Origin of the sequence: Herbaspirillum sp. C7C2, assembly GCF_022627865.1 — a bacterium.
GTDB lineage: Bacteria > Pseudomonadota > Gammaproteobacteria > Burkholderiales > Burkholderiaceae_D > Herbaspirillum > Herbaspirillum frisingense.
Genome location: NZ_JABXGI010000015.1, coordinates 50855 through 74293 on the forward strand (window position 1 = coordinate 50855; position 23439 = coordinate 74293).

The following is a 23439-nucleotide window of genomic DNA, read 5'->3' on the forward strand; positions in this document are numbered from 1 at the left end:
TCTCCCCTTTTGCGCGAATTCCATCATGTCCGGCAATACCTTCGGCACGCTCTTCACCGTCACCACCTTCGGCGAATCCCACGGCCCGGCCATCGGCTGCGTGATCGATGGCTGCCCCCCGGGCATGACGCTGTCGGAAGCCGATATCCAGCCGGAACTGGATCGTCGTCGGCCTGGTACCTCGCGCCACGTCACCCAGCGCCAGGAGCCCGATACCGTCGAGATTCTCTCCGGTGTCTATGAGGGCAAGACCACCGGTACCCCGATTGCGCTGCTGATCCGCAACCAGGACCAGCGCAGCAAGGACTACGGCAATATCCTCGACACCTTCCGTCCCGGTCACGCCGACTACACCTACTGGCACAAGTACGGCATCCGCGATCCCCGCGGCGGTGGTCGTTCCTCGGCACGCCTGACCGCACCGGTGGTGGGCGCGGCGGCCATCGCCAAGAAGTGGCTGTTCGAGAAGTACGGCACCACCTTCAAGGGGTGCATGAGCCAGCTGGGCGAGATCGCGATCCCCTTCGAATCCTGGGAGCATGTGCCCCACAATCCCTTCTTCGCCGCCAATGCCAGCATCATCGGGCGCCTGGAAGACTACATGGATGCCCTGCGCAAGGACGGCGACTCCATCGGTGCGCGCATCGACGTGGTGGCGCAGAACGTGCCGGTCGGCCTGGGCGAGCCGCTGTATGACAAGCTGGACGCCGAGATCGCCTTTGCCCTGATGGGTATCAACGCCGTCAAGGGCGTGGAGATCGGTGCCGGCTTCCGTTCGGTGGCGCAGAAGGGGTCCGAGCACGGCGATGCGCTCACGCCGGAAGGCTTCGTCGGCAACAACGCCGGCGGCATCCTGGGCGGCATCTCGACCGGCCAGGACATCACGGCCTCCATTGCCATCAAGCCCACTTCCAGCATCCGCACCCCGCGCCCTTCCATCGACAAGAACGGCCAGCCGATCGCGGTGGAAACCTTCGGTCGCCATGACCCCTGCGTGGGCATCCGCGCCACGCCCATCGCCGAAGCCATGCTGGCCCTGGTGCTGATGGACCACGCCTTGCGCAACCGCGCCCAGTGCGGTGATGTGAAGGTCGATACACCGGCGCTGCGCTGAACCGGGCAGGACCGAGCGCAAGCCGGCCATCGCGCAAGCGGTCGCCGGCTTTTTCCTGCCTGAAACAATTTGCGGCTGTCCGGGTCGAAGCCGCTCACGGTGGGCGGGCGCGTGCAGGCCTGCCCACCGGCTGACCCGGAATCAAGATCAATTATTCAATGGAGGCGGGCATGAAGCTCAAACCTATCATCAAGAACAGTCTGCTGGCCGCAGCCCTGGTGGGCCTGGTGGCATGCGAGACCGTACAGACCACCCAGGGCGGTGCCGTGGGCATCGAGCGCAAGCAGCAGATGCTGGTGTCCTCGGCCGAGATGGAAGCGGCATCCAGCAAGGAATATGCGCAGGTATTGGCCGAGGCCAAGAGCAAGGGCCTGCTCAACCGCAACGCCGCGCAAGTGCAGCGGGTGCGCGCCATCGCCAATCGCCTGATCCCGCAGACCGGGGTGTTCCGCCCCGATGCGCTGAAGTGGAACTGGGAAGTCAATGTCCTGACCTCGGACGAAACCAATGCCTGGTGCATGCCGGGCGGCAAGATCGCGGTCTATACCGGCCTGATCGACAAGCTCAAGATCACTGACGATGAACTGGCCGCCGTGATGGGCCACGAGATCGCCCACGCCCTGCGCGAGCATGCCCGCGAGCGCGCCTCGCAGCAGGTGGTGGCCAATTCGGCCATTTCCATCGGTGCGGCCCTGCTGGGGCTGGGCGACGTGGGCAAGCAGGGTGGCCAGTATCTCTACATGGGCCTGATGGGCTTGCCCAATTCGCGCGCCAATGAGACCGAGGCCGATCGCATCGGCGTGGAGCTGGCGGCGCGGGGCGGCTATGATCCCAAGGCGGCGGTGACCCTGTGGCAGAAGATGGCCAGCCTGGGCGGGGACGAGCCGATGAAGTTCATGTCCACCCACCCCTCCAGCAGCGAGCGCATTGCCGACCTGACGGTCTATGCGCAGCGCGTCGATCCCTTGTACCAGCAGACCCGCAAGCGCTGAGCGCTGAAGCTCGCTGCAGACGGTATCGCAATCCGGCATGGCCCCGACCGAATGGGGAAATGCCGGATTTTTCATGTGGGCCGCAACTTCTGCGCTTTTTCTGCTGCTTTGCAGCATTATTGCCTGTTGTGGCGACGCGGCGGAAAACACGGCAAGGAGGTCAGACCCTTCGCTTTATGGCATAATCAAAAGCTATTTTTCCCGATCAGCACCCCTTTCCAGTTCCGCCGGACCGCAACATGCTCAAGACGCTCTACGACAAACTCTGGGAGTCGCACGTCGTTCATACGGAAGATGACGGCACCGCCATCCTGTATATCGACCGCCACCTGCTCCATGAAGTGACCAGCCCGCAAGCCTTCGAAGGCCTCAAGCTAGCCGGTCGTCAACCCTGGCGCAATTCGGCCAACCTGATGGTGGCGGACCACAACGTCCCCACCACCGACCGCGCCCACGGCATCGCCGACCCCATCTCGCGCCTGCAGGTGGAGACGCTGGACGGCAACGCCAAGGAATACAACCTGACCTACTTCGGCATGAACGACAAGCGTCAGGGCATCGTGCACGTGATCGGCCCCGAGCAGGGCGCCACGCTGCCGGGCATGACGGTGGTCTGCGGTGACTCGCACACTTCCACCCACGGCGCCTTCGCCGCGCTGGCCCATGGCATCGGCACCTCAGAAGTGGAACACGTGCTGGCCACGCAGACGCTGCTGGCGCGCAAGTCCAAGTCCATGCTGGTCCAGGTCGACGGCGCACTGCCGGCCGGCGTGACCGCCAAGGACATCGTGCTGGCCATCATCGGCAGGATCGGCACGGCCGGTGGTACCGGTTATGCGATCGAATTCGCTGGCTCGACCATCCGCTCGCTGTCCATGGAAGGCCGCATGACGGTCTGCAACATGGCCATCGAAGCCGGTGCCCGTGCCGGCATGGTGGCCTTCGACGACACCACGTTGAACTACCTCAAGGGCCGTCCTTATTCGCCCTCCGGCCCGCACTGGGAGCGCGCCGTGTCCTATTGGCGCACGCTGCATTCCGACCAGGGTGCCAAGTTCGACATGGTGGTCACGCTCAATGCCGCCGACATCAAGCCGCAAGTCACCTGGGGCACCTCGCCCGAGATGGTGGTGGCCGTGGATGCCCGCGTCCCCGATCCGGACAAGGAAAAGGATGCCACCAAGCGCGACGGCATGGAAAAGGCCCTGGCCTACATGGCCCTGAAGCCCAATACCCCGATCGAGGATATCCGCATCGACAAGGTCTTCATCGGCTCCTGTACCAATTCCCGCATCGAAGACCTGCGCGAAGCCGCCAAGGTGGTGCGCGGCAAGTTCCGCGCCTCCAACGTCAAGCTGGCGATGGTGGTGCCGGGCTCCGGCCTGGTCAAGGAACAGGCCGAGCGCGAAGGCCTGGACAAGATCTTCCGCGACGCCGGTTTCGAGTGGCGCGAACCGGGCTGCTCCATGTGCCTGGCCATGAACGCCGACCGCCTGGAACCGGGCGAACGCTGTGCCTCGACCTCGAACCGCAACTTCGAAGGTCGCCAGGGTGCCGGTGGCCGTACCCACCTGGTGAGCCCGGCCATGGCCGCGGCGGCCGGCATTGCCGGTCACTTTGTGGATGTGCGCTCGCTGTAAGTGCCGGAAGCGGGCCATGTGGCCTGTAGCTTCAGTTTTTGAACAGAAATCAGGAAGGACTGGGCGGCCGGATCGCCCGTCCGACCCAAGGTCAAGACCATGAATAAATTTATCCTGCACGAAGGACTGGTGGCGCCGCTGGATCGCGCCAACGTCGATACCGATGCGATCATCCCCAAGCAGTTCCTGAAGTCGATCAAGCGCAGCGGCTTCGGCCCCAACCTGTTCGACGAATGGCGTTACCTGGATCATGGCGAGCCGGGCATGGACAACAGCAAGCGCCCGCTGAACCCGGACTTCGTGCTCAACCAGGAGCGCTATCAGGGCGCTTCGATCCTGCTCTCGCGCAAGAACTTCGGCTGCGGTTCCTCGCGCGAGCACGCGCCGTGGGCGCTGGACCAGTTCGGCTTCCGCGCGGTGATCGCGCCCAGCTTCGCCGACATCTTCTTCAACAACTGCTACAAGAACGGTCTGCTGCCCATCGTCCTGACCGAGCAACAGGTCGATCACCTGTTCAATGAAGTCAAGGCCTTCCCGGGTTACCGCCTGGTCATCGACCTGGAAAAGCAGGTCGTCAGCACCACCAACGGCAGCCAGGCCTTCCCGTTCGAGATCAGCGAGTTCCGCAAGTATTGCCTGCTCAACGGTTTCGACGACATTGGCCTGACCCTACGCAAAGCCGACACCATTCGTGCCTACGAAGAGAAACACCTGCACGAACAGCCCTGGCTGAGCAACACGATCTGACAGGATCGTTGAAACAACAGCAAAGGGCGGTCAGATGACCGCCCTTGTCATTGATAACCCGAATTCGCTGCATAACTGAGAAAGAGAAGCCATGAAGATTGCTATCCTGCCGGGCGACGGCATCGGTCCTGAAATCGTCGATGAAGCCGTGCGCGTGCTCAATGCACTGGACGAGAAGTTCGAGATGGAATCGGCCCCGGTCGGCGGCGCCGGCTACGAGGCCCACGGCCACCCGCTGCCGGATGGCACCCTGAAGCTGGCCAAGGAAGCGGACGCCATCCTCTTCGGCGCAGTCGGCGACTGGAAGTACGACAAGCTGGAGCGCGCCCTGCGCCCCGAGCAGGCCATCCTGGGCCTGCGCAAGCACCTGCAGCTGTTCGCCAACTTCCGTCCCGCCATCTGCTATCCGGAACTGACCGGTGCTTCTTCGTTGAAGCCCGAGCTGGTGGCCAACCTGGACATCCTCATTGTGCGCGAGCTGAACGGCGACATCTATTTCGGCCAGCCGCGTGGCATGCGCGAAGCGCCGGACGGTCCTTTCAAGGGTGCACGTGAAGGATTTGATACCATGCGCTATTCGGAACCGGAAATCCGCCGTATCGCGCATGTCGCCTTCCAGGCCGCGGCCAAACGCGGCAAGCGCCTGTGCAGCGTGGACAAGGCCAACGTGCTGGAAACCTTCCAGTTCTGGAAAGACGTCGTCACCGAAGTGGGCAAGGAATACCCGGACGTGGAGCTGTCGCACATGTACGTGGACAACGCCGCCATGCAATTGGTGAAGGCACCGAAGAACTTCGACGTCATCGTTACCGGCAACATGTTCGGCGACATCCTCTCCGACGCCGCCGCCATGCTGACCGGTTCCATCGGCATGCTGCCCTCGGCTTCGCTGGATGCCAACAACAAGGGCCTGTACGAGCCCTCGCACGGCTCGGCACCGGACATCGCTGGCAAGGGTATCGCCAATCCGCTGGCGACCATCCTGTCGGCGGCGATGATGCTGCGTTTCTCGCTGAACCGTGCCGAACAGGCCGACCGCATCGAGAACGCCGTGAAGAAAGTGCTTGCGCAAGGTCTGCGCACCGCCGATATTTATGAAGAAGGCTGCACCAAGGTCAACACCCAGCAGATGGGCGAGGCCGTGGTCAAGGCCCTCGCGTAGGCTCAGTGCCTCGTCCGCCCGCACAAGCCGGGCAGGGCGCGGCGCCTGAAATGCCGGATGGTCCGGCGCATATGTGTTCAATCTGAGTTGTTCACCATGGATGTTCTAAATAGGGAAAGATGATGAAACTGGTTGGTTTGGTTGGCTGGCGTGGAATGGTGGGTTCGGTCCTGATGCAACGCATGCAGGACGAGGGTGATTTCGATCACATCGAACCGGTATTTTTCTCGACTTCGAATGCGGGCGGCAAAGCGCCGTCGTTTGCCAAAACGGCAACGACGCTCAAAGACGCCAACAGCATCGATGAGCTGAAGAAATGCGACATCATCATTACCGCACAGGGTGGCGACTACACCAACGAGATCTTCCCCAAGCTGCGTGCAGCCGGCTGGGACGGCTACTGGATCGACGCCGCCTCCTCGCTGCGCATGAAGGATGATGCCGTGATCGTGCTGGACCCGGTCAACAACAACGTCATCAAGGACGCACTGGCCAAGGGCGTGAAGAACTACATCGGTGGCAACTGCACCAACTCCATCCTGTTGATGGGCGTGGGTGGCCTGTTCAAGGAAGGCCTGGTCGAGTGGGTCAGCTCCATGACCTACCAGGCAGCCTCCGGTGGCGGCGCCAACCACATGCGCGAACTGTTGAAGGGCATGGGCGTCATCAACGCCGCCGTGTCCGAAGAGCTGGCTACACCGTCGTCGGCCATCCTGGACATCGACCGCAAGGTTGCCAAGACCATCCGTGAAGACGTGCCCACCGAGTTCTTCGGCGCACCGCTGGCCGGCGGCCTGATCCCCTGGATCGACGCCCAGCTGGAAAACGGTCAGTCCAAGGAAGAGTGGAAGGGCCAGGCCGAAGTCAACAAGATCCTCGGCAACGAGAAGATCATCCCGGTCGACGGCCTGTGCGTGCGTATCGGTGCCATGCGTTGCCACAGCCTGGCGCTGACCATCAAGTTGAAGCGCGACCTGCCCCTGGCCGAGATCGAGTCCATCATTCGCGCCGGCAACCAGTGGGTGAAGTGGGTTCCCAATGACCGCGCCATCACGGTCAAGGAACTGACCCCGGCAGCCATCACCGGCGGCCTGGAAATCGGCGTGGGCCGTGTGCGCAAGCTGAACCAGGGTCCGGAATACATTTCCGCCTTCGTCATCGGCGACCAGTTGCTGTGGGGCGCGGCCGAACCGCTGCGCCGCATGCTGCGCATCATCCTGGGCAACCTGGAGTAATGCGACGGCCGGAAAATATCCGGCCGGCAACCGCCGTGCGTTGCTGCAATGCGAATAGGGCTTGCCTATCCCGTTGTCAGTCTGCAACAATAGCCCGCCAGCTTTTCCCCAGGGAGAAGCTGGCGGGTTTTTCTCATCTTGAGAAGTTAAGTACACTTGCGGGTGTAAGTTCTTGATGTTAATTTGAAAAGCCCATTCATTTCATGAAAACCAACATGGCAGCGCCACCGCCGGGCGCCTGCTGGATTTGATGAAATGGATCTGCATTTCCGTTCCCTGAGCTGCAAAACAATGCTTTCAAGACAGCAAGGGCTGCAGGGACAGGAGCAGCGACGGCCCACAGCAAGGCTGCGCGGCACATGCCCCATTCACGGCTTCCACCGGGTTGAACGCGAGCGTGACGGGTTTCAAGCGGAACGTTTCTCTAAGCCATATAAAACATGCCTCTGAATACTAACAAGAAGCTTCCCCTGTCCCAGATGAAGACCCTGAGCGCCGCCGTTGCGCTGGCCCTGGCCTTGCCGCTGGGTGCGCAAGCGGCCGGACTGGGCAAGCTGACCGTGCTGTCCTCGCTGGGCCAGCCGTTGCGGGCCGAGATCGAGGTCACTTCCGTGAGCGCCGATGAGGCCGGCAAGCTGTCGGCCCGCCTGGCACCGGCCGAGGCCTTCCGCCGCGCCAACATGGATTACAACCCGGTACTGGGTTCGCTATCCTTCGTGGTCGAACAGCGCCAGGGGCGTCACTTCATCCGTATCAGCTCTTCCCAACCGGTCAGTGATCCGTTTGTCGACCTCCTGATGGAATTGAGCGCGGGCGATTCCCGCCTGCTGCGTGAATATACTTTCCTGCTTGATCCACCTGACAGCAAGGCACCGCGCAACGCCCAGGTGGCACCGCTGACGCCGGGTAATGCCGGCGCGACCAACGGTTCGTCCTCCCGTAGCGAGGCTGCAGCAAGCGCTGCGGCCGCCCCCACAGCCCCTGCTGCGGCGACCACGCCTGCTGCGCCGGCTGCATCGGCTGCCCCGGCTGCCGATTCTGAACCGACCGCTGCCCAGGCTGCACCGGCCGCCGCTGCCGCGCCGACCCCCGCACCAGCACAGGCTGCCGCACCCGCTGCCGCTCCTGCCGCCAGCAGCACCCCGATCCCGGTCAGCGGCGAAGAGCCCGCGACCACCATCGTCCAGCGGCCTGCACCATCGGCCCTGGCCGAGGAACTGATCCGTCGCCAGCAGGCATCGCCTGCCGATACCCCGGCCTCGGCCAGCCCGGACGCGCTTGCCGCCTCCCGGGCAGCGACGCAAAGCGCCACGGGGACGGTGGCCCAGCCGGCCGCGGCTAATCCGTCAGCGGCCGCTGCGCCGGCTGCTGCCGGCAAGAGCGCCGACTACCGCGTCAAGCAGGGCGATACCCTGGGCGCGATTGCCGCCCGCAACCAGCCGGCCAATGTCTCGCTGGACCAGATGCTCATCGCCCTGTATCGCGCCAATCCCGACGCCTTCCAGGGCAACAACATCAACCGCCTGCGCGCCGGCAGGATCCTCAGCATTCCCGATCAGCCCACCGCCGCCGCCGTCGACCGCGATGAGGCACGCGGCATGGTCGTGGCGCAGGCGCAGGACTTCAACGCCTACCGCAACAAGCTGGCCGGCCAGGTCGCCAACGCACCGGCCGGCAAGCCCGGCACCAGCCGCCAGAGTGGCGGCGGCAAAATCACCACGCGGGTGGAAGAACGTTCCGGCACCCAGTCGGCGCGTGATCGCCTGGAGCTGTCCCGCGCCAACAAGGGCAATGGCAAGACCGGCAGCGCCGGCGCTGCTGCCGAAGACAAGGCCGCCAGCGAGCGCGCGCTGGCCGAGGCCAATGACCGCGTCAAGGACCTGGAAAAGAACGTCGACAACCTCCAGAAACTGCTGGAGCTGAAGAACAAGACCATCGCCGAACTGAGCGCGCAACAACCGAAGGAGGGCGAAGCCGCCAAGCCGGCCGCCGACGCCGCCGCACCCAAGGCCGAGGACAAGCCGGCCGATGCGCCCGCAACCCCTGCGCCTGAACCTGCAACGGCGCCGGCTGCAGCAGTCGCTTCGTCGACTACGCCGCCGGCAGCCAGCGCCAAACCGGCAGACAAGAACGGTGGCAGCTTCGTTGACAAGGTGAAGGAAAATCCCGCCTTCCTGATCGGTGCCGGTGTGCTGGTCGCGCTGCTGGCCGCCGGTGGTGGTGTGCTGGCCATGCGTCGTCGCAAGAAGAAGTCCGAGGAAGGCGCCGTCGAACCTGCCGTCGAACCCGAGCCTGCTTCGCCTGCACCTGCAGCAGCGGCTGCGGCTGCGGCAGCGGTGGCTGAGGCGGAGCCTGAAGCAGAACCCGAGGTTCCGGCGACCGTAGCGGTCGTCGCGCCCGTGGTCGAGGAGGCTGCTCCGGTGGCCGCCGTGGTTCCGGAAGAGCCGGTCGATCCGATCTCCGAAGCCGACATGTACATCGCCTATGGCCGTGACGAGCAGGCCGAGGACATTCTCAAGCTGGCCCTGCAGACAACGCCCGAGCGCCAGGCGCTGCACGCCAAGCTGCTGGAAATCTATGCCAAGCGCGGCGATGTGGCGAACTTCAACAAGGTCGCGCTCGACCTGCATCAGCTCAGCGGTGGGCTCAACGAAACCTGGGTCAAGGCCGCAGCCCTGGGCCTGGAAGTCGATCCCACCAATCCGCTGTACGGTGGTGTCCCCGCCGAAGAGGAACCGATCCTCGGCAGCGAGGAAGAGCAGGGCATGGAGTTCGACCTCAGCGACTTCAAGGGCGCCGAGCTGCAAGCCACGCCGACCCCGCCGGCAGGCGCGGCCATGGACCTGGGCAAGGACATCGATTTCGACCTGGACCTGGAAAACGGCGCCAAGCCCGACGCCAACGAGCCCATCCTGCCGGCGTCGAGCGGCGCCGCCTCGGCATCGACGCTGCTGGACAGCCTGGATGAGGCGCCCGCTTCACCTGCTCCCGCTCCCGCTACGGATCTGGCCGATCTGGACCTGAGCCTGCCGGAGGAGGACGCAGCGCCAGCGTCCACCAACCTGCTGGAAGAAGATGAAGAGTCCGCCTTCGAGGCCGAGATGACTACCAAGCTCGACCTGGCCGCCGCCTATGAGGAAATCGGCGACAAGGAAGGTGCTCGCGAATTGCTCGAAGAAGTCATGCGCGGCGGCAACGATGCCCAGATCGCACGTGCCAAGCAAATGATGTCCGCCCTGGGCTGAAACCCACGGCCAGCGATTACAATAGCTTCATCTCGCGGGCAGCTCGCATGAGCTGCCCGTTTGTTTTCATCGTGCCGCCTGAGCCTGGCAAGCAGCGCAAGGGCGGCCTGCAGTGATCACCATGACAGACATTCCCCCCCAAGCCGACGGTCTGCGCCGCGTGGTACTGGGCGTGCAATACGACGGCGCCTGCTGGCAGGGCTGGCAGACCCAGCCGCACCGCCAGACCGTGCAGGATCAGCTGGAAGCGGCCCTGCTGCGCTTCAGCACCCAGCCCATCGCCACCACCTGTGCCGGCCGCACCGACTCCGGCGTGCATGCACTGGAGCAGGTGGTCCATTTCGACACCGCCATCGCCCGCGACAGCTTTTCCTGGGTGCGCGGCACCAATGCCTTCCTGCCGCCGACGATCGCGGTGCGCTGGGCCTGCGAGCTGCCTTACGTGGATGACGCGGCCATTGCCAATGCCAGCGCCGGTGCCGGCACTGGCGAGGTCGCCGCGCTGCATGGCGCCGAGCGCGAAGGGGCGGCGCAGCTGGCCCAGTTCGGCTTCCATGCGCGCTTTTCGGCCATCGCCCGCACCTATCACTACGTGCTCTACAACCATGCGGTCCGTTCGCCGCTGCTGGCCGGCAAGGCCGGCTGGACCTTCCGCCCGCTGGACGCTGACCGCATGCACCGCGCGGCCCAGCACCTGATTGGCGAGCACGATTTCACCAGCTTCCGGGCCGTGGAGTGCCAGGCCAAGTCGCCGGTGCGCAAGATGGAAAGCATCGCCGTGCGTCGCCATGGCGACATGATCGTCTTCACGCTCAAGGCCAATGCCTTCCTGCATCACATGGTGCGCAACATCGTCGGCTCGCTGATCGTGGTCGGCAGCGGCAAGCAGGGGCCGGAGTGGATAGGGCAGGTACTGGCCCTGCGCGACCGCAGCCGGGCCGCCCCGACCTTCATGCCGGACGGCCTCTACCTGGCGCGGGTAGACTATCCGGATGCCTGGGCGCTGCCGCAGGAGAATCGCTCCTGGCCCTGGCTGTAGCGCGTTGGGCCGCTGCGCGCACCCCTGAAATTCTTGCAAAAAGGCAATATCGATGAGCTTGCGTACCCGTATCAAGATCTGTGGACTGACCCGCGAAGAGGATGTCCGTGCCACCGTGGCCGCTGGCGCCGATGCGCTGGGCCTGGTGTTCTATCCAAAAAGCCCGCGCTATGTCACGCCGCAACGTGCCGGCGAGCTGGCGCGGGCGGTGCCGCCGCTGGTGAGCATCGTCGGCCTGTTCGTCAACCCGACCCTGGAAGAGGTGCAACAGGTGTTGGCCGAGGCGCCCCTGACGATATTGCAGTTCCACGGCGACGAAACGCCCGAGCACTGTGCCGCGATCGCCCGCGCCGTTGTCAGACCCTTCATGCGTGCGGCCAGAATAGGAAGTTCGACGCAGCCCTCGGATTTGTTAGAATATGAACAGGCATATCGCTCCGCCAGTCCGTTTTTCACCGGACTGCTGCTCGACACCCTGGTCGAGGAGTACGGCGGCAGTGGAAAGGTTTTCGATTGGTCTCTCATTCCAAAAGAACTCGCGCCTCGGGCCGTTTTGAGTGGTGGCTTGAGCGTACACAACGTCACTGAGGCGGTGACCCGCGTTCGTCCCTACGCGGTCGATATCAGCAGTGGTGTCGAAGCCGCCAAGGGCATCAAGGATGCCGCCAGGATCGAGGCCTTCATCAGCGCCGTCCGCCTGGCGGACGCTACCCCGGCGTAGCACTCCCCATACAGTACGCAGTACGAGATTCAGAGGAAACCCATGAAAGAATTGAACCCCCTCGGCAGCTTTGCCGAGCGCCAGGCCGTTCCCGTCGCCGCCCTGCACCAGTCGGCCCACTACAACCTGCCGGACGCGCGTGGCCACTTCGGCCCCTACGGCGGCAGCTTCGTCTCCGAAACCCTGACCCTGGCCCTGAACGAGCTGCGCGAGGCCTATGCCCGTTACCAGCACGATGAACAATTCCTCGCCGAATTCCACACCGAACTGAAGCATTTCGTCGGCCGTCCCAGCCCTGTGTACCACGCCAAGCGCTGGTCCGAGCAGGCCGGCGGTGCGCAGATCTACTTCAAGCGCGAAGACCTCAACCACACCGGCGCCCACAAGATCAACAACGTGATCGGCCAGGCATTGCTGGCCAAGCGCATGGGCAAGAAGCGCATCATCGCCGAGACCGGTGCCGGCCAGCACGGCGTGGCCACGGCCACCATCTGTGCGCGTTTCGGCATGGAATGCATCGTCTACATGGGCGCGGAAGACGTGAAGCGTCAGTTGCAGAACGTGTACCGCATGAACCTGCTGGGCGCCAAGGTGGTGCCGGTGGAATCCGGCTCCAAGACCCTGAAGGATGCGCTCAACGAAGCCATGCGCGACTGGGTCACCAATGTCGAGACCACCTTCTACATCATCGGCACCGTGGCCGGCCCGCACCCCTACCCGATGATGGTGCGCGACTTCCAGTCGGTGATCGGCAACGAGTGCATCCAGCAGATGCCCGAGATCGCCTCGCGCCAGCCGGACTACGTGGTGGCGGCCGTCGGTGGCGGCTCCAATGCCATGGGTATCTTCTATCCCTACATCGACTATGCCGATGTGAAGCTGGTCGGCGTGGAAGCCGCCGGTGACGGGCTTGATACCGGTCGCCATTCGGCCTCGCTGACCCTGGGCTCGCCCGGTGTGCTGCACGGCAACCGCACCTACCTGCTGCAGGATGCCAATGGCCAGATCATCGAGACCCACTCGGTCTCGGCCGGCCTGGATTATCCGGGCGTGGGGCCGGAACACGCATGGCTCAAGGACAGCGGTCGCGCCAGCTATGCCTGCATCACCGACGAGGAGGCACTGCAGGCCTTCAACACCTGCTGCCGCATCGAAGGCATCATCCCCGCGCTGGAGTCCAGCCATGCCCTGGCCCATGCGGCCAAGCTGGCGGCGACCCTGCCCAAGGATCAGATCGTGCTGGTCAACCTGTCCGGCCGTGGGGACAAGGACATGCATACCGTGCAACAGCGCCAGGGCTGATCGCCACCCCTGCCTGACGCGTGCCGGCTGCCCGATGGGTGGCCGGCTGGTTCGACAAAATACTTCACCATCATGTCCAGAATCCAGACTACCTTTTCCCAACTGGCCGAGCAGAAGCGCAAGGCCCTGATCACCTTCATCACCGCCGGCGACCCGGCCCCGGAGCTGACCGTGCCGCTGCTGCACGCGCTGGTGGCCGGCGGCGTCGACATCCTCGAACTGGGTGTGCCGTTCTCCGACCCCATGGCCGAAGGCCCGGTGATCCAGCGCGCCTGCGAGCGGGCCCTGAAGTTCGGCATCAGCACCCATGATGTGCTGGGCTATGTGCGCGAATTCCGCAAGACCAATACCCATACCCCCATCGTATTGATGGGCTATGCCAACCCCATCGAACGCTTCGGCGTGGATGCCTTCATCGCCGCTGCCAGCGAGGCGGGCGTGGACGGCACCATCGTGGTGGACTATCCGCCCGAGGAATGTGAAGAATTCGCCCAGAAGATGCAGGCCAACGGCATGGACCCGATCTTCCTGCTGGCCCCGACCTCGTCGGAAGAGCGCATCCGCCAGGTGGCGGCCGTGAGCAGCGGCTTCTGCTATTACGTCTCGCTCAAGGGCGTGACCGGTGCCGGCCATATCGACACCGCCGAAGTGGCCGAACGTATCGCCGCCATCCGCCAGCACGTCAAGCTGCCCATCGCCGTGGGCTTCGGCATCCGCGACGGTGCCACCGCCCGCACCGTGGGCAGCGTGGCCGACGCGGTCGTGATCGGCAGCCGCATCATCGCCGAGCTCGAAAATACCCCGCAGGAGAAAGCCTGCGAGGCGGTGCAGACCTTCGTCACCGGCATTCGCCAGGCGCTCGATGCCTGAGCCTGGCCGGCAGGAGTAATCGGACAGAAGGCCTCCGGGTGCACCGAACTGCGCCCGGAGGCTTTGTCTTTTGATAAGGCGCAAGCCGCCGGTCCTTCATTTCTTGCTGGGTGGAAAGCATGACCGTGCTTTACGTCCCGCCCCGGTCGGCTCTGGTACAATGCGCGCCACCGGAAAAATCTATGAGGTATCTATGAGCTGGCTCGAGAAGTTACTGCCACCCCAGATTCAACGCGGCTCCACCAGCCGCAAGGCCATCCCGGAAGGTTTGTGGGTCAAATGCCCCTCCTGCGAGGCCGTGCTGTACCGTACCGACCTGGAGTCCAACCTCCACGTCTGCCCCAAATGCAGTCACCACATGCGCATCCGCGCCCGCGCTCGTCTCGATGCCCTGCTCGACGAAGGCGGCCGCTATGAGATCGGCCAGGAAGCCCTGCCGGTCGACACCCTGAAGTTCAAGGACAGCAAGAAGTACCCCGACCGTCTCAAGGACGCCATGGAATCCACCGGCGAAACCGATGCCATGGTGGTCATGGGCGGTGCCATCATGACCCTGCCGGTTGTCGTGGCCTGCTTCGAATTCGAATTCATGGGCGGTTCCATGGGCTCGGTGGTGGGTGAGCGTTTCGCCCGCGGCGCCCAGGCGGCACTGGAACAGAAGGTTCCCTTCATCTGCATCACCGCCACCGGCGGCGCCCGCATGCAGGAAGGCCTGCTGTCGCTGATGCAGATGGCCAAGACCACCTCCATGCTGACCAAGCTGTCGGAAAAGAAGCTGCCCTTCATCAGCGTGCTGACCGACCCGACCATGGGCGGTGTCTCGGCATCCTTCGCCTTCATGGGCGATGTGGTGATGGCCGAACCCCGCGCCCTGATCGGCTTTGCCGGCCCGCGCGTGATCGAGAACACGGTGCGTGAGAAACTGCCGGAAGGCTTCCAGCGTGCCGAATTCCTGGTCACCAAGGGCGCCATCGACATGATCGTCGACCGCCGCAAGATGCGCGAGGAAATCGCCCGTCTGCTGGCCCTGCTGCAAAACCAGGCCGCCGAAACGGTTTCCTGATAAGCGGATATACTTCAGGCCCGGATTTGCAGAAGTGCAAATCCGGGCCTTGTTTTTTCATGCATGTTTCGAATGTCTGACTACCGTTCGGCCTGAGTAGGCCCGGTCAGGGCCGTATCGAAGGCGCTCCCGCGCTTGCCGAAGGACCAGGACGTAGCGCCTTCGATACGCGGCGATGCCGCTACTCAGGACGAACGGACACTTGTGTCATCCTCATTCGGAACAGCTGTCCAGTAATCCGTATTTCGTTTTTGTGCTGTAGCTTCACCGACCGAGACGCGCCATGACTTCCCAAGCTTCCCCGAGCCCTGCCACCCCCGCCACCTTGAGCGAATGGCTGGCCCTGCTGGAACAACGCCACTTCAAGCAGATCGACATGGGCCTGGAGCGGGTCATGCAGGTCAAGCAGAAGCTGGACATCCGGTTCGACTGCCCGGTCATCATGGTGGCCGGTACCAACGGCAAGGGCTCCACCTGCGCCATGCTGGAATCGATCCTGCTGCGCGCCGGCTATCGCGTGGGCCTGTACATGAAGCCGCATTTCCTGCACTTCAACGAACGCGCCCGCATCAGCGGCGACATGGCCAGCGATGCGCAACTGATCGCGGCCTTCGAGGCGGTGGAGGCGCAGCGCGGTGACATCTCCCTGACCTATTTCGAATTCACCACCCTGGCCATCATGAAGCTGCTGGCCGATGCTGGGCAGGACGTGGTGATCCTGGAAGTCGGCCTGGGTGGCCGCCTGGATGCGGTCAACGTGATTGATGCCGATGTGTCCATCGTCACCAGCATCGACATCGACCATACCGAATACCTGGGCGAGACCCGCGAAGAAATCGGCTTCGAGAAGGCCGGCATCTTCCGTCCCGGCAAGGTCGCCGTGTGCGGCGACCCGCTGCCGCCCAAGTCCCTGATCGCGCATGCCGAGAAGATCGGCGCCGACCTGTGGCTGATGGGCCGCGACTTCAACTACCAGGGCGACAAGCAGCAGTGGGCCTATGGCGGACGCGGCATGCGTCGCAATTCGCTGGCCTATCCCAGCCTGCGCGGCGCCAACCAGCTGTTGAACGCCTCGGCCGCCCTGGCCGCGCTGGAAGCCTTGCGCGAAGTCTTGCCGGTAGGCGCGCAGGAAGTACGCACCGGGCTGGCCACGGTGGAGCTGCCGGGCCGCTTCCAGGTTCTGCCGGGCCAGCCGCTGGTGATCCTGGACGTGGCGCACAACCCCCATGCGGCCGCCACGCTGGCGCAGAACCTGGACAACATGGGCTTTCACCCCTACACCTATGCGGTGTTCGGCTCCATGCTGGACAAGGACATCGAAGGCGTCATCGGTCATCTGAAGGACAAGATCGACCACTGGTGCGTGACCGACCTGCCGCTGCCGCGCGCGGCCACTGCACAACAGCTCAAGGACGCCCTGCTGGGTGCCGGCGTGGCGCCGGAATTCAGGCGGGACGCGGCGCGCAGCATCGAAACCTTCACTTCGCCGGCCGACGCCTATGCAAATGCATTAAGCAGAGCAGGGGAGAATGATAGAATTGTGGTTTTCGGGTCCTTCCTCACCGTGGCCGGCGTCATGCAGGCGCGCCGCCCCGGTCTGCACTGAACCCGTACCCGATTTCCGGAGCCGGCCGCCACGCCCGGCGGCGCCCCGACCTGATGGGTCGGGCAGGTTTTCCAAGATTTTCAGATCAATTCAAGACGACTCCGCATGGGCTTGTTCTCGTTTTTCCGCAAAAACAAGCAGGACTCTGCTTCCGATCAAGGTACTTTCCGTTCGCGTTCCGACGAGCAGTCTTCCGTCATTCGCAGCCGCGGCAGCCGTAGCGCCGCCAATACCTCTGGCCGTGCCGCAGGGGGACGGGCCAAGGCCGGCAAGGACGCCGCCGCTGATCCCTTGTTGCCGGAAAAGAAACGTGCGCGCCGCCGCCTGATCGGTGCCGTCGCGCTGGCGCTGGCGGTGGTGATCGTGTTGCCGATGATCCTCGATTCCGAGCCCAAGCCGCTCAACGACGATATCGCCATCCAGATCCCATCCAAGGACCAGGCGGCCTCGGCCGGAACCTCGGCCCCGGTGCCAGCCTCTGCGGGCGATGCCAAGCAGGCCTCGCTGGACCAGAAGGAAGAGATCGTCGAGCCGGCCAGCATCGCGCCCGAACCCGCCACTGCCCCGGCCGCACAGCCGGCCAGCCCGCCGGTGGCGGCCGTGGCCCCCAAGGTGATCGACAAGCCTGCGACCAAGGTCGAGGAAAAGAAGGCTATCGTGGTCGAGCACAAGGAAGAGCCGAAGAAGGAAGCCGCCAAGCCCAAGGCCCCGGCCCCAGCCTCCACCGCGCCGGCAGCAGCGCCCTCCGCTCATGACGATTCGGCCCGTGCGCTGGCGATCCTGGAAGGCAAGTCCGGTGCCGCTGCTGCGCCGGCAGAGAAGAAGCCGGCCGCCACCGGGGGCAAGTTCGTCATCCAGGTCGCCGCGCTGGCGACCCAGGACAAGGTCAATGAATTGCGCAACAAGCTCAACGCAGCAGGTATTCACTCCTACACGCAAAAGATCGCGACCCAGGCCGGCGAACGTACGCGCATCCGCGTCGGTCCCTTCGGCAGCCGCGATGAAGCCGAGCGCATGGGAAGCCGAATCAAGAAGCTGGGCTTGAATGCTACTATTGTTCCTGCTTGAAATTGGCTGCAGATAGCCGCATATTGTTGTCATCGTGACGATATTTGACTACCTGGTGCTGCTGATCCTGGCGTGTTCCGTGATCATCGGCACCCTGCGTGGACTGGTGCGCGAGGTGTTGTCGCTGGCTGGCTGGATCGTGGCGCTGGTGGTGGCCAACATGTATGGCGAGGCGCTTTCGACGATGCTGCCGGACGTGGTGCCGGGCGAATTGACGCGACTCATCGTCGCCTTCGTGGCCTTGTTCATCGGGACGCGCCTGTTGATGGCGCTGGTGGCCAAGACATTGAGTGAGCTGGTCAAGGCCACGGGCCTGACCATGCTGGACAGGACATTGGGCAGTATTTTCGGCGTGGCGCGTGGCGTCCTGCTGGTGGTGGCGGTGGCATTGCTGTGCGGCACGACCTCGATTCCGCAACAGCCGTTCTGGAAAGAGGCCAGGTTCAGCCCCTGGGTTGAACAGGCTGCCCAGGCCGTGCTGCCCTACCTGCCGGAAAAACTGGCCGAGCATGTGAATTTTTCACCCCCTGTCTGATGCCGCTGCCGCGGGCAGATCCCGTGGCAGGGTGCATTGGTCGTCGGTTGCAGTCGTAGTTCATTTTCGTTTTCGTTCTTCGTTAGGAGTCCACCATGTGTGGCATCGTCGGTATCGTCTCTCATAGCCCCGTCAACCAGATGCTGTATGACGCGCTGCTGCTGCTGCAGCACCGCGGCCAGGATGCAGCGGGCATCGCAACCAACCACAGCAACGGTTTCTCGATGCACAAGGCCAATGGCCTGGTGCGCGACGTGTTCCGTACCCGCAACATGCGCTCGCTGCCTGGCAACACCGGCATCGGCCAGGTGCGTTACCCGACCGCTGGCAGCTCTTCCTCGGAAGAAGAGGCGCAACCGTTCTACGTCAATGCCCCCTTCGGCATCATCCTGGCGCACAACGGCAACCTGACCAATGCGGAACAGTTGAAGATCGAGATGTTCAAGAACGATCGCCGCCACATCAACACCGATTCCGATACCGAAGTGCTCCTGAACGTGCTGGCCCACGAAATCCAGCAGGCCACCACCGGCTACTCGCTGGACCCGGCGGCGCTCTTCAAGGCCGTGGCCATGGTGCACAAGCGCGTGCGCGGCTCCTACGCCGTGGTGGCGCAGATCGCCGGTTATGGCCTCCTGGGTTTCCGCGATCCGTACGGCATCCGTCCGATGTGCCTGGGCTTCAACGAAAGCGACAAGGGCATCGAATACATGATGGCCAGCGAATCGGTGGCCCTGGAAGGCATGGGCTTCCGCTTCCTGCGCGACGTCAACCCGGGTGAAGCGATCTTCATCGACAACGACGGCAAGCTGTACAACCAGCAATGCGCCGAGAACCCGTCGCTGAACCCCTGTGCCTTCGAATACGTCTACCTGGCCCGTCCGGACTCCATCATCGACGGCGCCTCCGTCTACGGCGCCCGCCTGAAGATGGGCGAGTTCCTGGCCGAGAAGATCCGCAAGCAGTTCAAGCACGGCGAGATCGACGTGGTCATGCCGATCCCCGATTCCTCGCGTCCGGCCGCCATGGAACTGGCGCTGAAGCTGGGTATCGAGTACCGCGAAGGCTTCATCAAGAACCGCTACATCGGCCGTACCTTCATCATGCCGGGCCAGGCCCTGCGCAAGAAGTCGGTGCGCCAGAAGCTCAATGCCATCGGCAGCGAATTCAAGGGCAAGAACGTGCTGCTGGTGGATGACTCCATCGTGCGTGGCACCACCAGCCGCGAGATCGTGCAGATGGCGCGCGAGTCCGGCGCCAAGAACGTGATCTTCGCTTCGGCCGCGCCGCCGGTGAAGTTCCCCAACGTCTACGGTATCGACATGCCGACCCGCGACGAGCTGATCGCCTTCGGCCGCAGCGAAGAGGAAGTGTGCCGCGAGATCACCGCCGATGCCCTGGTCTACCAGGACGTGGAAGCCATGAAGCGCGCCATTGCCGACTCCAACCCGGCCCTGCGCAACTTCGAGGCATCCTGCTTCGACGGTCACTACATCACCGGCGACATCACCCAGGAATACCTGGACCGCATCGAATATGCCCGCAAGAATCCCAAGCCGGCACTGGAAGATGCAGTCCGTTCGCAGCTGAACCTGAACCTGGCCCGCGTGGATTGATCCGCGCCTGACCAGAGGCTGGAACAGCACGCCGGTGGCCGCTTCTGCGGTGCCGGCGTTTTTCTTTCATGCGCAGCTGGTGGAAAACTGGCTTATCATTTTGCCTTTGGCCCGTGCTTGCCGCTGCCGGCCATCCTGCCCATCCCTGCCCATCCCTGCATTTCCGACTCCCGCGATGAACGATAAAAAGACCTACGGCTTTACCACCACCATCCTCCACAGCGACCGCCAGAAGGGTATCGAGCATGGCTCGCTGCACAAGCCCATCCACACTTCCGTGACCTTCGGCTATGAAGACGCGCGCCAGCTGGCCGAAGTCTTCCAGGGCAAGCAGCCGGGCTATCGCTACGGTCGCCAGGGCAACCCGACGGTGTCGGCGCTGGAAGAGAAGATCACCAAGATGGAAGACGGCAAGTCCACCATCTGCTTTGCCACCGGCATGGCCGCCATCGGCGCCATCGTCCAGGGTCTGCTGCGCGAGGGCGACCATGTGGTGTCCTCGGCTTTCCTGTTCGGCAATACCAATAGCCTGTGGATGACAGTCGGCGCGCAGGGCGCCAAGGTGTCCATGGTGGACGCCACCGATGTGAAGAATGTGGAAGCGGCCATCACGCCCAATACCCGCCTGGTGTTCGTCGAGACCATCGCCAATCCGCGCACCCAGGTGGCGGACCTGAAGCGCATCGGCGAGCTGTGCCGCGAGCGCGGCATCCTCTACGTGGTGGACAACACCATGACCTCGCCCTACCTGTTCCGTCCCAAGACGGTCGGCGCCGGCCTGGTGGTCAATTCGCTGACCAAGTCCATCGGCGGCCACGGCAATGCGCTGGGTGGCGCGCTGACCGATACCGGCGAATACGACTGGACCCGCTATCCGCACATCGCCGACAACTACAAGAAGAACCCGGCGCCGCAATGGGGCATGGCGCAGATCCGCGCCAAGGCGCTGCGCGACTTCGGCGCCACGCTGGGGCCGGAAGCGGCGCATCACATCGCCGTCGGTGCCGAGACCATGGCCCTGCGCCAGGAGCGCGAATGCAAGAATGCCCTGGCCGTGGCGCAGATGCTGGAAGCCGATGAGCGCGTGGCGGCCGTGTATTACCCGGGGCTGGAGTCCCATCCGCAGCATGCCTTGTCCAAGGCATTGTTCCGCTCCTTCGGCAGCCTGATGTCCTTCGAACTGAAGGACGGCATCGACTGCTTCGACTATCTCAACCGCATGCATCTGGCGGTGGCCGCCAGCAACCTGGGCGACACCCGCACCCTGGTGATCCCGGTGGCCCACACCATCTTCTACGAGATGGGCGCCGAGCGCCGTGCCAGCATGGGCATTGCCGAGTCGCTCATCCGCGTCTCGGTGGGCCTGGAAGATACCGAGGATCTGGTGGCCGACTTCCGTCAGGCACTGGAGGCCTGAGAGCCTGAAAGCCTGCTTAGGCCCCGATTTGGGCCAAAAGTGAAGAAATGAGAACGCCCGTCGCCTCGCAGGAGGGACGGGCGTTTTGCTTGCTGCAGGAATGTGAAGAAACGGAAATGAATCCTGCAAAACCTGCAGCCGCTCCAGAGCCGCAGGCGCGACCGGGTTTGGATCAAGGCACCAGATTGGCCACCGCTTCGCGATCGGCCCATTTGGTCTTGTAGGTCGGTTTGAAGCTCTGGAAGCGCTCGATCAGCGTGGCTGGATCGGCTTCATGCATCATCAGCCCGGACTGGTCGGAACTGACGAAACGCTGCGACACCAGATGGTCGACGAAGGCGATCAGGTTGTTGTAGAAGCCTTCCACGTTGTACAGGCAGATCGGCTTGTAGTGGAAGCCCAGCTGCGCCCAGGTCAGCACCTCGAACAGTTCTTCCAGCGTCCCCATGCCACCGGGCATGGCAACGAAACCGTCGGAAAGCTCGGCCATCATGGCCTTGCGCTCGTGCATGTCCTTGACGATGTGCAGACGGGTCAGGCCGTCGTGGCCCAGTTCCTTGTCCAGCAAGGCCTTGGGGATGACGCCGGTGGCTTCGCCCCCGAGTTTCATGACTTCGCTGGCGATGATGCCCATCAGGCCGACATTGCCGCCGCCATAGACCAGGGCGATGTTGTTCTTCACCATTTCCTGCGCCAGCTTGCGCGCCGCCTCGGCGTAGGCGGGCGATGCACCGGGGGAAGAGCCGCAATATACGCAAATCGATTTCATGTGTCCTCTGCAGTGTCCGTCGTGACGTCTTTACTTCGTTACAATGGCCGAGCTGTTTCCTGTGGGTGCCGGCATGTTGCTTTTGGTTGCCGATTTGTTTCCATCTGGCAGCCACTTTTCGGCAGCGCGGTATTCGTGTTATACCATGATAGTGCAGTGCAGCATAAGCTTATGTGGTGACCCGGGCATGACAGCCCGCAGGATGTGACCGAGGAAAAGGACATCATGTCGAACAAGATCGTCAGTCTGGCTCTGCAGGGTGGTGGCTCCCATGGCGCCTTCACCTGGGGCGTGCTGGACCGCCTGCTGGAAGATGGGCGGCTGGACATGGAAGGCATCAGCGGTGCCTCCGCCGGGGCCATGAATGCGGCGGTGCTGGCCCAGGGCTATGTACAGGATGGTCGCGATGGTGCGCGGGCCGCGCTGGAGCGCTTCTGGACCGCGTTGTCCACCGGTGCGCCGCTGGACTACCTCAATGCCGAGGGCGCGCCGGTGGTGGCCAATCCCACGCCCATGCCGGGCATGCAGGCCTTGCTGGCGATGACCCGCTTCTTCTCGCCCACGCAACTCAATCCCCTGGACATCAACCCGCTGCGCGACATCCTGCTGGAGCAGGTGGACTTCGAGCGGCTGCGCCGGCAGCGCGAGTTGAAGCTCTTCATCGCCGCCACCCAGGTCAGCACCGGCATCCTGAAGATCTTCCGCAATGCCGACCTGTCGGTGGAGGTGCTGCTGGCCTCGGCCTGCCTGCCCTCGCTGCACCGGCCCATCGAGATCGATGGCGAGGCCTACTGGGATGGGGGGCTCACCGCCAATCCCCCGATCTTCCCCTTGCTGCATGCCTGCGCCGCGCGCGATGTGATGGTGGTGCTGCTGCACCCCAGCCGCCGCGCCGGTACGCCCACCAGCAGCCATGACATCGGCCAGCGTCTTTCGGAAATCAGCTTCAGCTCGGCCTTCTTCACCGAACTGAGCGGACTGGCCCTGGCCAAGCGCGAAGCCGAGAATTCCACCCTGGCCTTCGGTGCGCTGGAGCGGCGCCTGCGCCAGCTCAATATCCACATGATCGATGCCAACGAACTGATGGAGCAATTGACCAACCTGTCCAAGCTCAATACCCAGGCCAGCTTCATCGGCAGCCTGTTCCAGCAGGGACGGGAGCGCGCCTCCGAGTGGCTGGAGCAGAACTTCGCCGAGATCGGCCACCGTTCCACCTTCGACCTGGGGCGCTTCCTGCCCTGAACCGCCGGATCAAGGGCCTTCGCGCACGATCGTTCACTTTTGTCTATACTTTGCTG

19 protein-coding genes are annotated in these 23439 nt (G+C 63.7%); 18 read left to right on the forward strand and 1 reads right to left on the reverse strand.

Features of this window, described 5'->3' with window-relative positions; genetic code table 11:
• Positions 1–25: 25 nt before the first annotated feature.
• The 17 genes from aroC (at position 26) to HWE04_RS17645 (ending at position 21372) form a co-directional block, all read left to right on the forward strand.
• Entirely contained in the window at positions 26–1114 is a 1089-nt protein-coding gene (aroC, locus tag HWE04_RS17565; protein ID WP_077236330.1) for a chorismate synthase, read from the forward strand.
• A 170-nt stretch (positions 1115–1284) separates the two neighbouring features.
• Positions 1285–2106, forward strand: coding sequence for a M48 family metallopeptidase (locus HWE04_RS17570; RefSeq protein WP_241813225.1), 822 nt, complete (start codon positions 1285–1287; stop codon positions 2104–2106).
• Positions 2107–2345: 239 nt separating this feature from the next.
• Entirely contained in the window at positions 2346–3746 is a 1401-nt protein-coding gene (leuC, locus tag HWE04_RS17575) for a 3-isopropylmalate dehydratase large subunit (protein ID WP_102663378.1), read from the forward strand.
• A 99-nt stretch (positions 3747–3845) separates the two neighbouring features.
• A complete protein-coding gene (gene leuD, locus HWE04_RS17580; protein ID WP_006462722.1) occupies positions 3846–4493 on the forward strand; it encodes a 3-isopropylmalate dehydratase small subunit in 648 nt (215 codons plus the stop codon).
• A 91-nt stretch (positions 4494–4584) separates the two neighbouring features.
• Entirely contained in the window at positions 4585–5655 is a 1071-nt protein-coding gene (gene leuB / locus HWE04_RS17585) for a 3-isopropylmalate dehydrogenase (RefSeq protein WP_006462721.1), read from the forward strand.
• A 122-nt stretch (positions 5656–5777) separates the two neighbouring features.
• The gene (gene asd / locus HWE04_RS17590; RefSeq protein WP_006462720.1) at positions 5778–6890 is read left to right on the forward strand and encodes an aspartate-semialdehyde dehydrogenase; all 1113 of its coding nucleotides are present in this window, start codon (positions 5778–5780) and stop codon (positions 6888–6890) included.
• 440 nt (positions 6891–7330) lie between these two features.
• Positions 7331–10135: a FimV/HubP family polar landmark protein gene (locus tag HWE04_RS17595; RefSeq protein WP_241813226.1), complete on the forward strand. Its 2805-nt coding sequence runs from the start codon at positions 7331–7333 to the stop codon at positions 10133–10135.
• Positions 10136–10256: 121 nt separating this feature from the next.
• Positions 10257–11174 (forward strand): tRNA pseudouridine synthase A, encoded by a 918-nt coding sequence (locus HWE04_RS17600; RefSeq protein WP_241813227.1) that lies wholly within the window; start codon positions 10257–10259, stop codon positions 11172–11174.
• A 52-nt stretch (positions 11175–11226) separates the two neighbouring features.
• On the forward strand, positions 11227–11895 hold the full coding sequence (locus HWE04_RS17605; protein ID WP_102663381.1) for a phosphoribosylanthranilate isomerase: 669 nt from the start codon (positions 11227–11229) through the stop codon (positions 11893–11895).
• A gap of 42 nt (positions 11896–11937) precedes the next feature.
• Entirely contained in the window at positions 11938–13197 is a 1260-nt protein-coding gene (gene trpB, locus HWE04_RS17610; protein WP_102663382.1) for a tryptophan synthase subunit beta, read from the forward strand.
• Positions 13198–13269: 72 nt separating this feature from the next.
• Positions 13270–14067 carry a tryptophan synthase subunit alpha gene (trpA, locus tag HWE04_RS17615; protein WP_006462715.1) on the forward strand — a complete coding sequence of 266 codons (798 nt, stop codon included), beginning with the start codon at positions 13270–13272 and terminating at the stop codon, positions 14065–14067.
• A gap of 193 nt (positions 14068–14260) precedes the next feature.
• Entirely contained in the window at positions 14261–15130 is an 870-nt protein-coding gene (gene accD / locus HWE04_RS17620) for an acetyl-CoA carboxylase, carboxyltransferase subunit beta (RefSeq protein WP_006462714.1), read from the forward strand.
• Positions 15131–15413: 283 nt separating this feature from the next.
• Positions 15414–16736, forward strand: coding sequence for a bifunctional tetrahydrofolate synthase/dihydrofolate synthase (folC, locus tag HWE04_RS17625; RefSeq protein ID WP_039874898.1), 1323 nt, complete (start codon positions 15414–15416; stop codon positions 16734–16736).
• A 105-nt stretch (positions 16737–16841) separates the two neighbouring features.
• Positions 16842–17804, forward strand: a complete 963-nt coding sequence (locus tag HWE04_RS17630; RefSeq protein ID WP_241813228.1) for an SPOR domain-containing protein — start codon at positions 16842–16844, stop codon at positions 17802–17804.
• 34 nt (positions 17805–17838) lie between these two features.
• Positions 17839–18339 (forward strand): CvpA family protein, encoded by a 501-nt coding sequence (locus HWE04_RS17635; RefSeq protein ID WP_241813229.1) that lies wholly within the window; start codon positions 17839–17841, stop codon positions 18337–18339.
• Between the two features lie 95 nt (positions 18340–18434).
• Positions 18435–19955 (forward strand): amidophosphoribosyltransferase, encoded by a 1521-nt coding sequence (gene purF, locus HWE04_RS17640; protein ID WP_006462710.1) that lies wholly within the window; start codon positions 18435–18437, stop codon positions 19953–19955.
• Positions 19956–20130: 175 nt separating this feature from the next.
• Entirely contained in the window at positions 20131–21372 is a 1242-nt protein-coding gene (locus HWE04_RS17645) for a cystathionine gamma-synthase family protein (protein WP_102663386.1), read from the forward strand.
• 172 nt (positions 21373–21544) lie between these two features.
• On the opposite strand, the gene HWE04_RS17650 is transcribed toward HWE04_RS17645, so the two are convergent.
• The gene (locus tag HWE04_RS17650; protein WP_077236340.1) at positions 21545–22141 is read right to left on the reverse strand and encodes an LOG family protein; all 597 of its coding nucleotides are present in this window, start codon (positions 22139–22141) and stop codon (positions 21545–21547) included.
• A 225-nt stretch (positions 22142–22366) separates the two neighbouring features.
• Between HWE04_RS17650 and HWE04_RS17655 the strand changes: the two genes are divergently transcribed.
• A complete protein-coding gene (locus HWE04_RS17655) occupies positions 22367–23383 on the forward strand; it encodes a patatin-like phospholipase family protein (RefSeq protein ID WP_006462707.1) in 1017 nt (338 codons plus the stop codon).
• Positions 23384–23439 lie beyond the last annotated feature (56 nt).

Excerpts from the sequence above, each read along its gene's own strand:
- HWE04_RS17600 (WP_241813227.1), top strand. The coding sequence starts at position 10,257 with ATGACAGACATTCCCCCCCAAGCCGACGGTCTGCGCCGCGTGGTACTG.
- HWE04_RS17655 (WP_006462707.1), top strand. The coding sequence starts at position 22,367 with ATGTCGAACAAGATCGTCAGTCTGGCTCTGCAGGGTGGTGGCTCCCAT.
- accD (WP_006462714.1), top strand. The coding sequence starts at position 14,261 with ATGAGCTGGCTCGAGAAGTTACTGCCACCCCAGATTCAACGCGGCTCC.
- HWE04_RS17570 (WP_241813225.1), top strand. The coding sequence starts at position 1,285 with ATGAAGCTCAAACCTATCATCAAGAACAGTCTGCTGGCCGCAGCCCTG.
- HWE04_RS17650 (WP_077236340.1), bottom strand. The coding sequence starts at position 22,141 with ATGAAATCGATTTGCGTATATTGCGGCTCTTCCCCCGGTGCATCGCCC.
- purF (WP_006462710.1), top strand. The coding sequence starts at position 18,435 with ATGTGTGGCATCGTCGGTATCGTCTCTCATAGCCCCGTCAACCAGATG.
- asd (WP_006462720.1), top strand. The coding sequence starts at position 5,778 with ATGAAACTGGTTGGTTTGGTTGGCTGGCGTGGAATGGTGGGTTCGGTC.
- folC (WP_039874898.1), top strand. The coding sequence starts at position 15,414 with ATGACTTCCCAAGCTTCCCCGAGCCCTGCCACCCCCGCCACCTTGAGC.
- HWE04_RS17645 (WP_102663386.1), top strand. The coding sequence starts at position 20,131 with ATGAACGATAAAAAGACCTACGGCTTTACCACCACCATCCTCCACAGC.
- leuC (WP_102663378.1), top strand. The coding sequence starts at position 2,346 with ATGCTCAAGACGCTCTACGACAAACTCTGGGAGTCGCACGTCGTTCAT.
- HWE04_RS17605 (WP_102663381.1), top strand. The coding sequence starts at position 11,227 with ATGAGCTTGCGTACCCGTATCAAGATCTGTGGACTGACCCGCGAAGAG.
- HWE04_RS17595 (WP_241813226.1), top strand. The coding sequence starts at position 7,331 with ATGCCTCTGAATACTAACAAGAAGCTTCCCCTGTCCCAGATGAAGACC.
- trpA (WP_006462715.1), top strand. The coding sequence starts at position 13,270 with ATGTCCAGAATCCAGACTACCTTTTCCCAACTGGCCGAGCAGAAGCGC.
- aroC (WP_077236330.1), top strand. The coding sequence starts at position 26 with ATGTCCGGCAATACCTTCGGCACGCTCTTCACCGTCACCACCTTCGGC.
- trpB (WP_102663382.1), top strand. The coding sequence starts at position 11,938 with ATGAAAGAATTGAACCCCCTCGGCAGCTTTGCCGAGCGCCAGGCCGTT.
- leuB (WP_006462721.1), top strand. The coding sequence starts at position 4,585 with ATGAAGATTGCTATCCTGCCGGGCGACGGCATCGGTCCTGAAATCGTC.
- HWE04_RS17630 (WP_241813228.1), top strand. The coding sequence starts at position 16,842 with ATGGGCTTGTTCTCGTTTTTCCGCAAAAACAAGCAGGACTCTGCTTCC.
- leuD (WP_006462722.1), top strand. The coding sequence starts at position 3,846 with ATGAATAAATTTATCCTGCACGAAGGACTGGTGGCGCCGCTGGATCGC.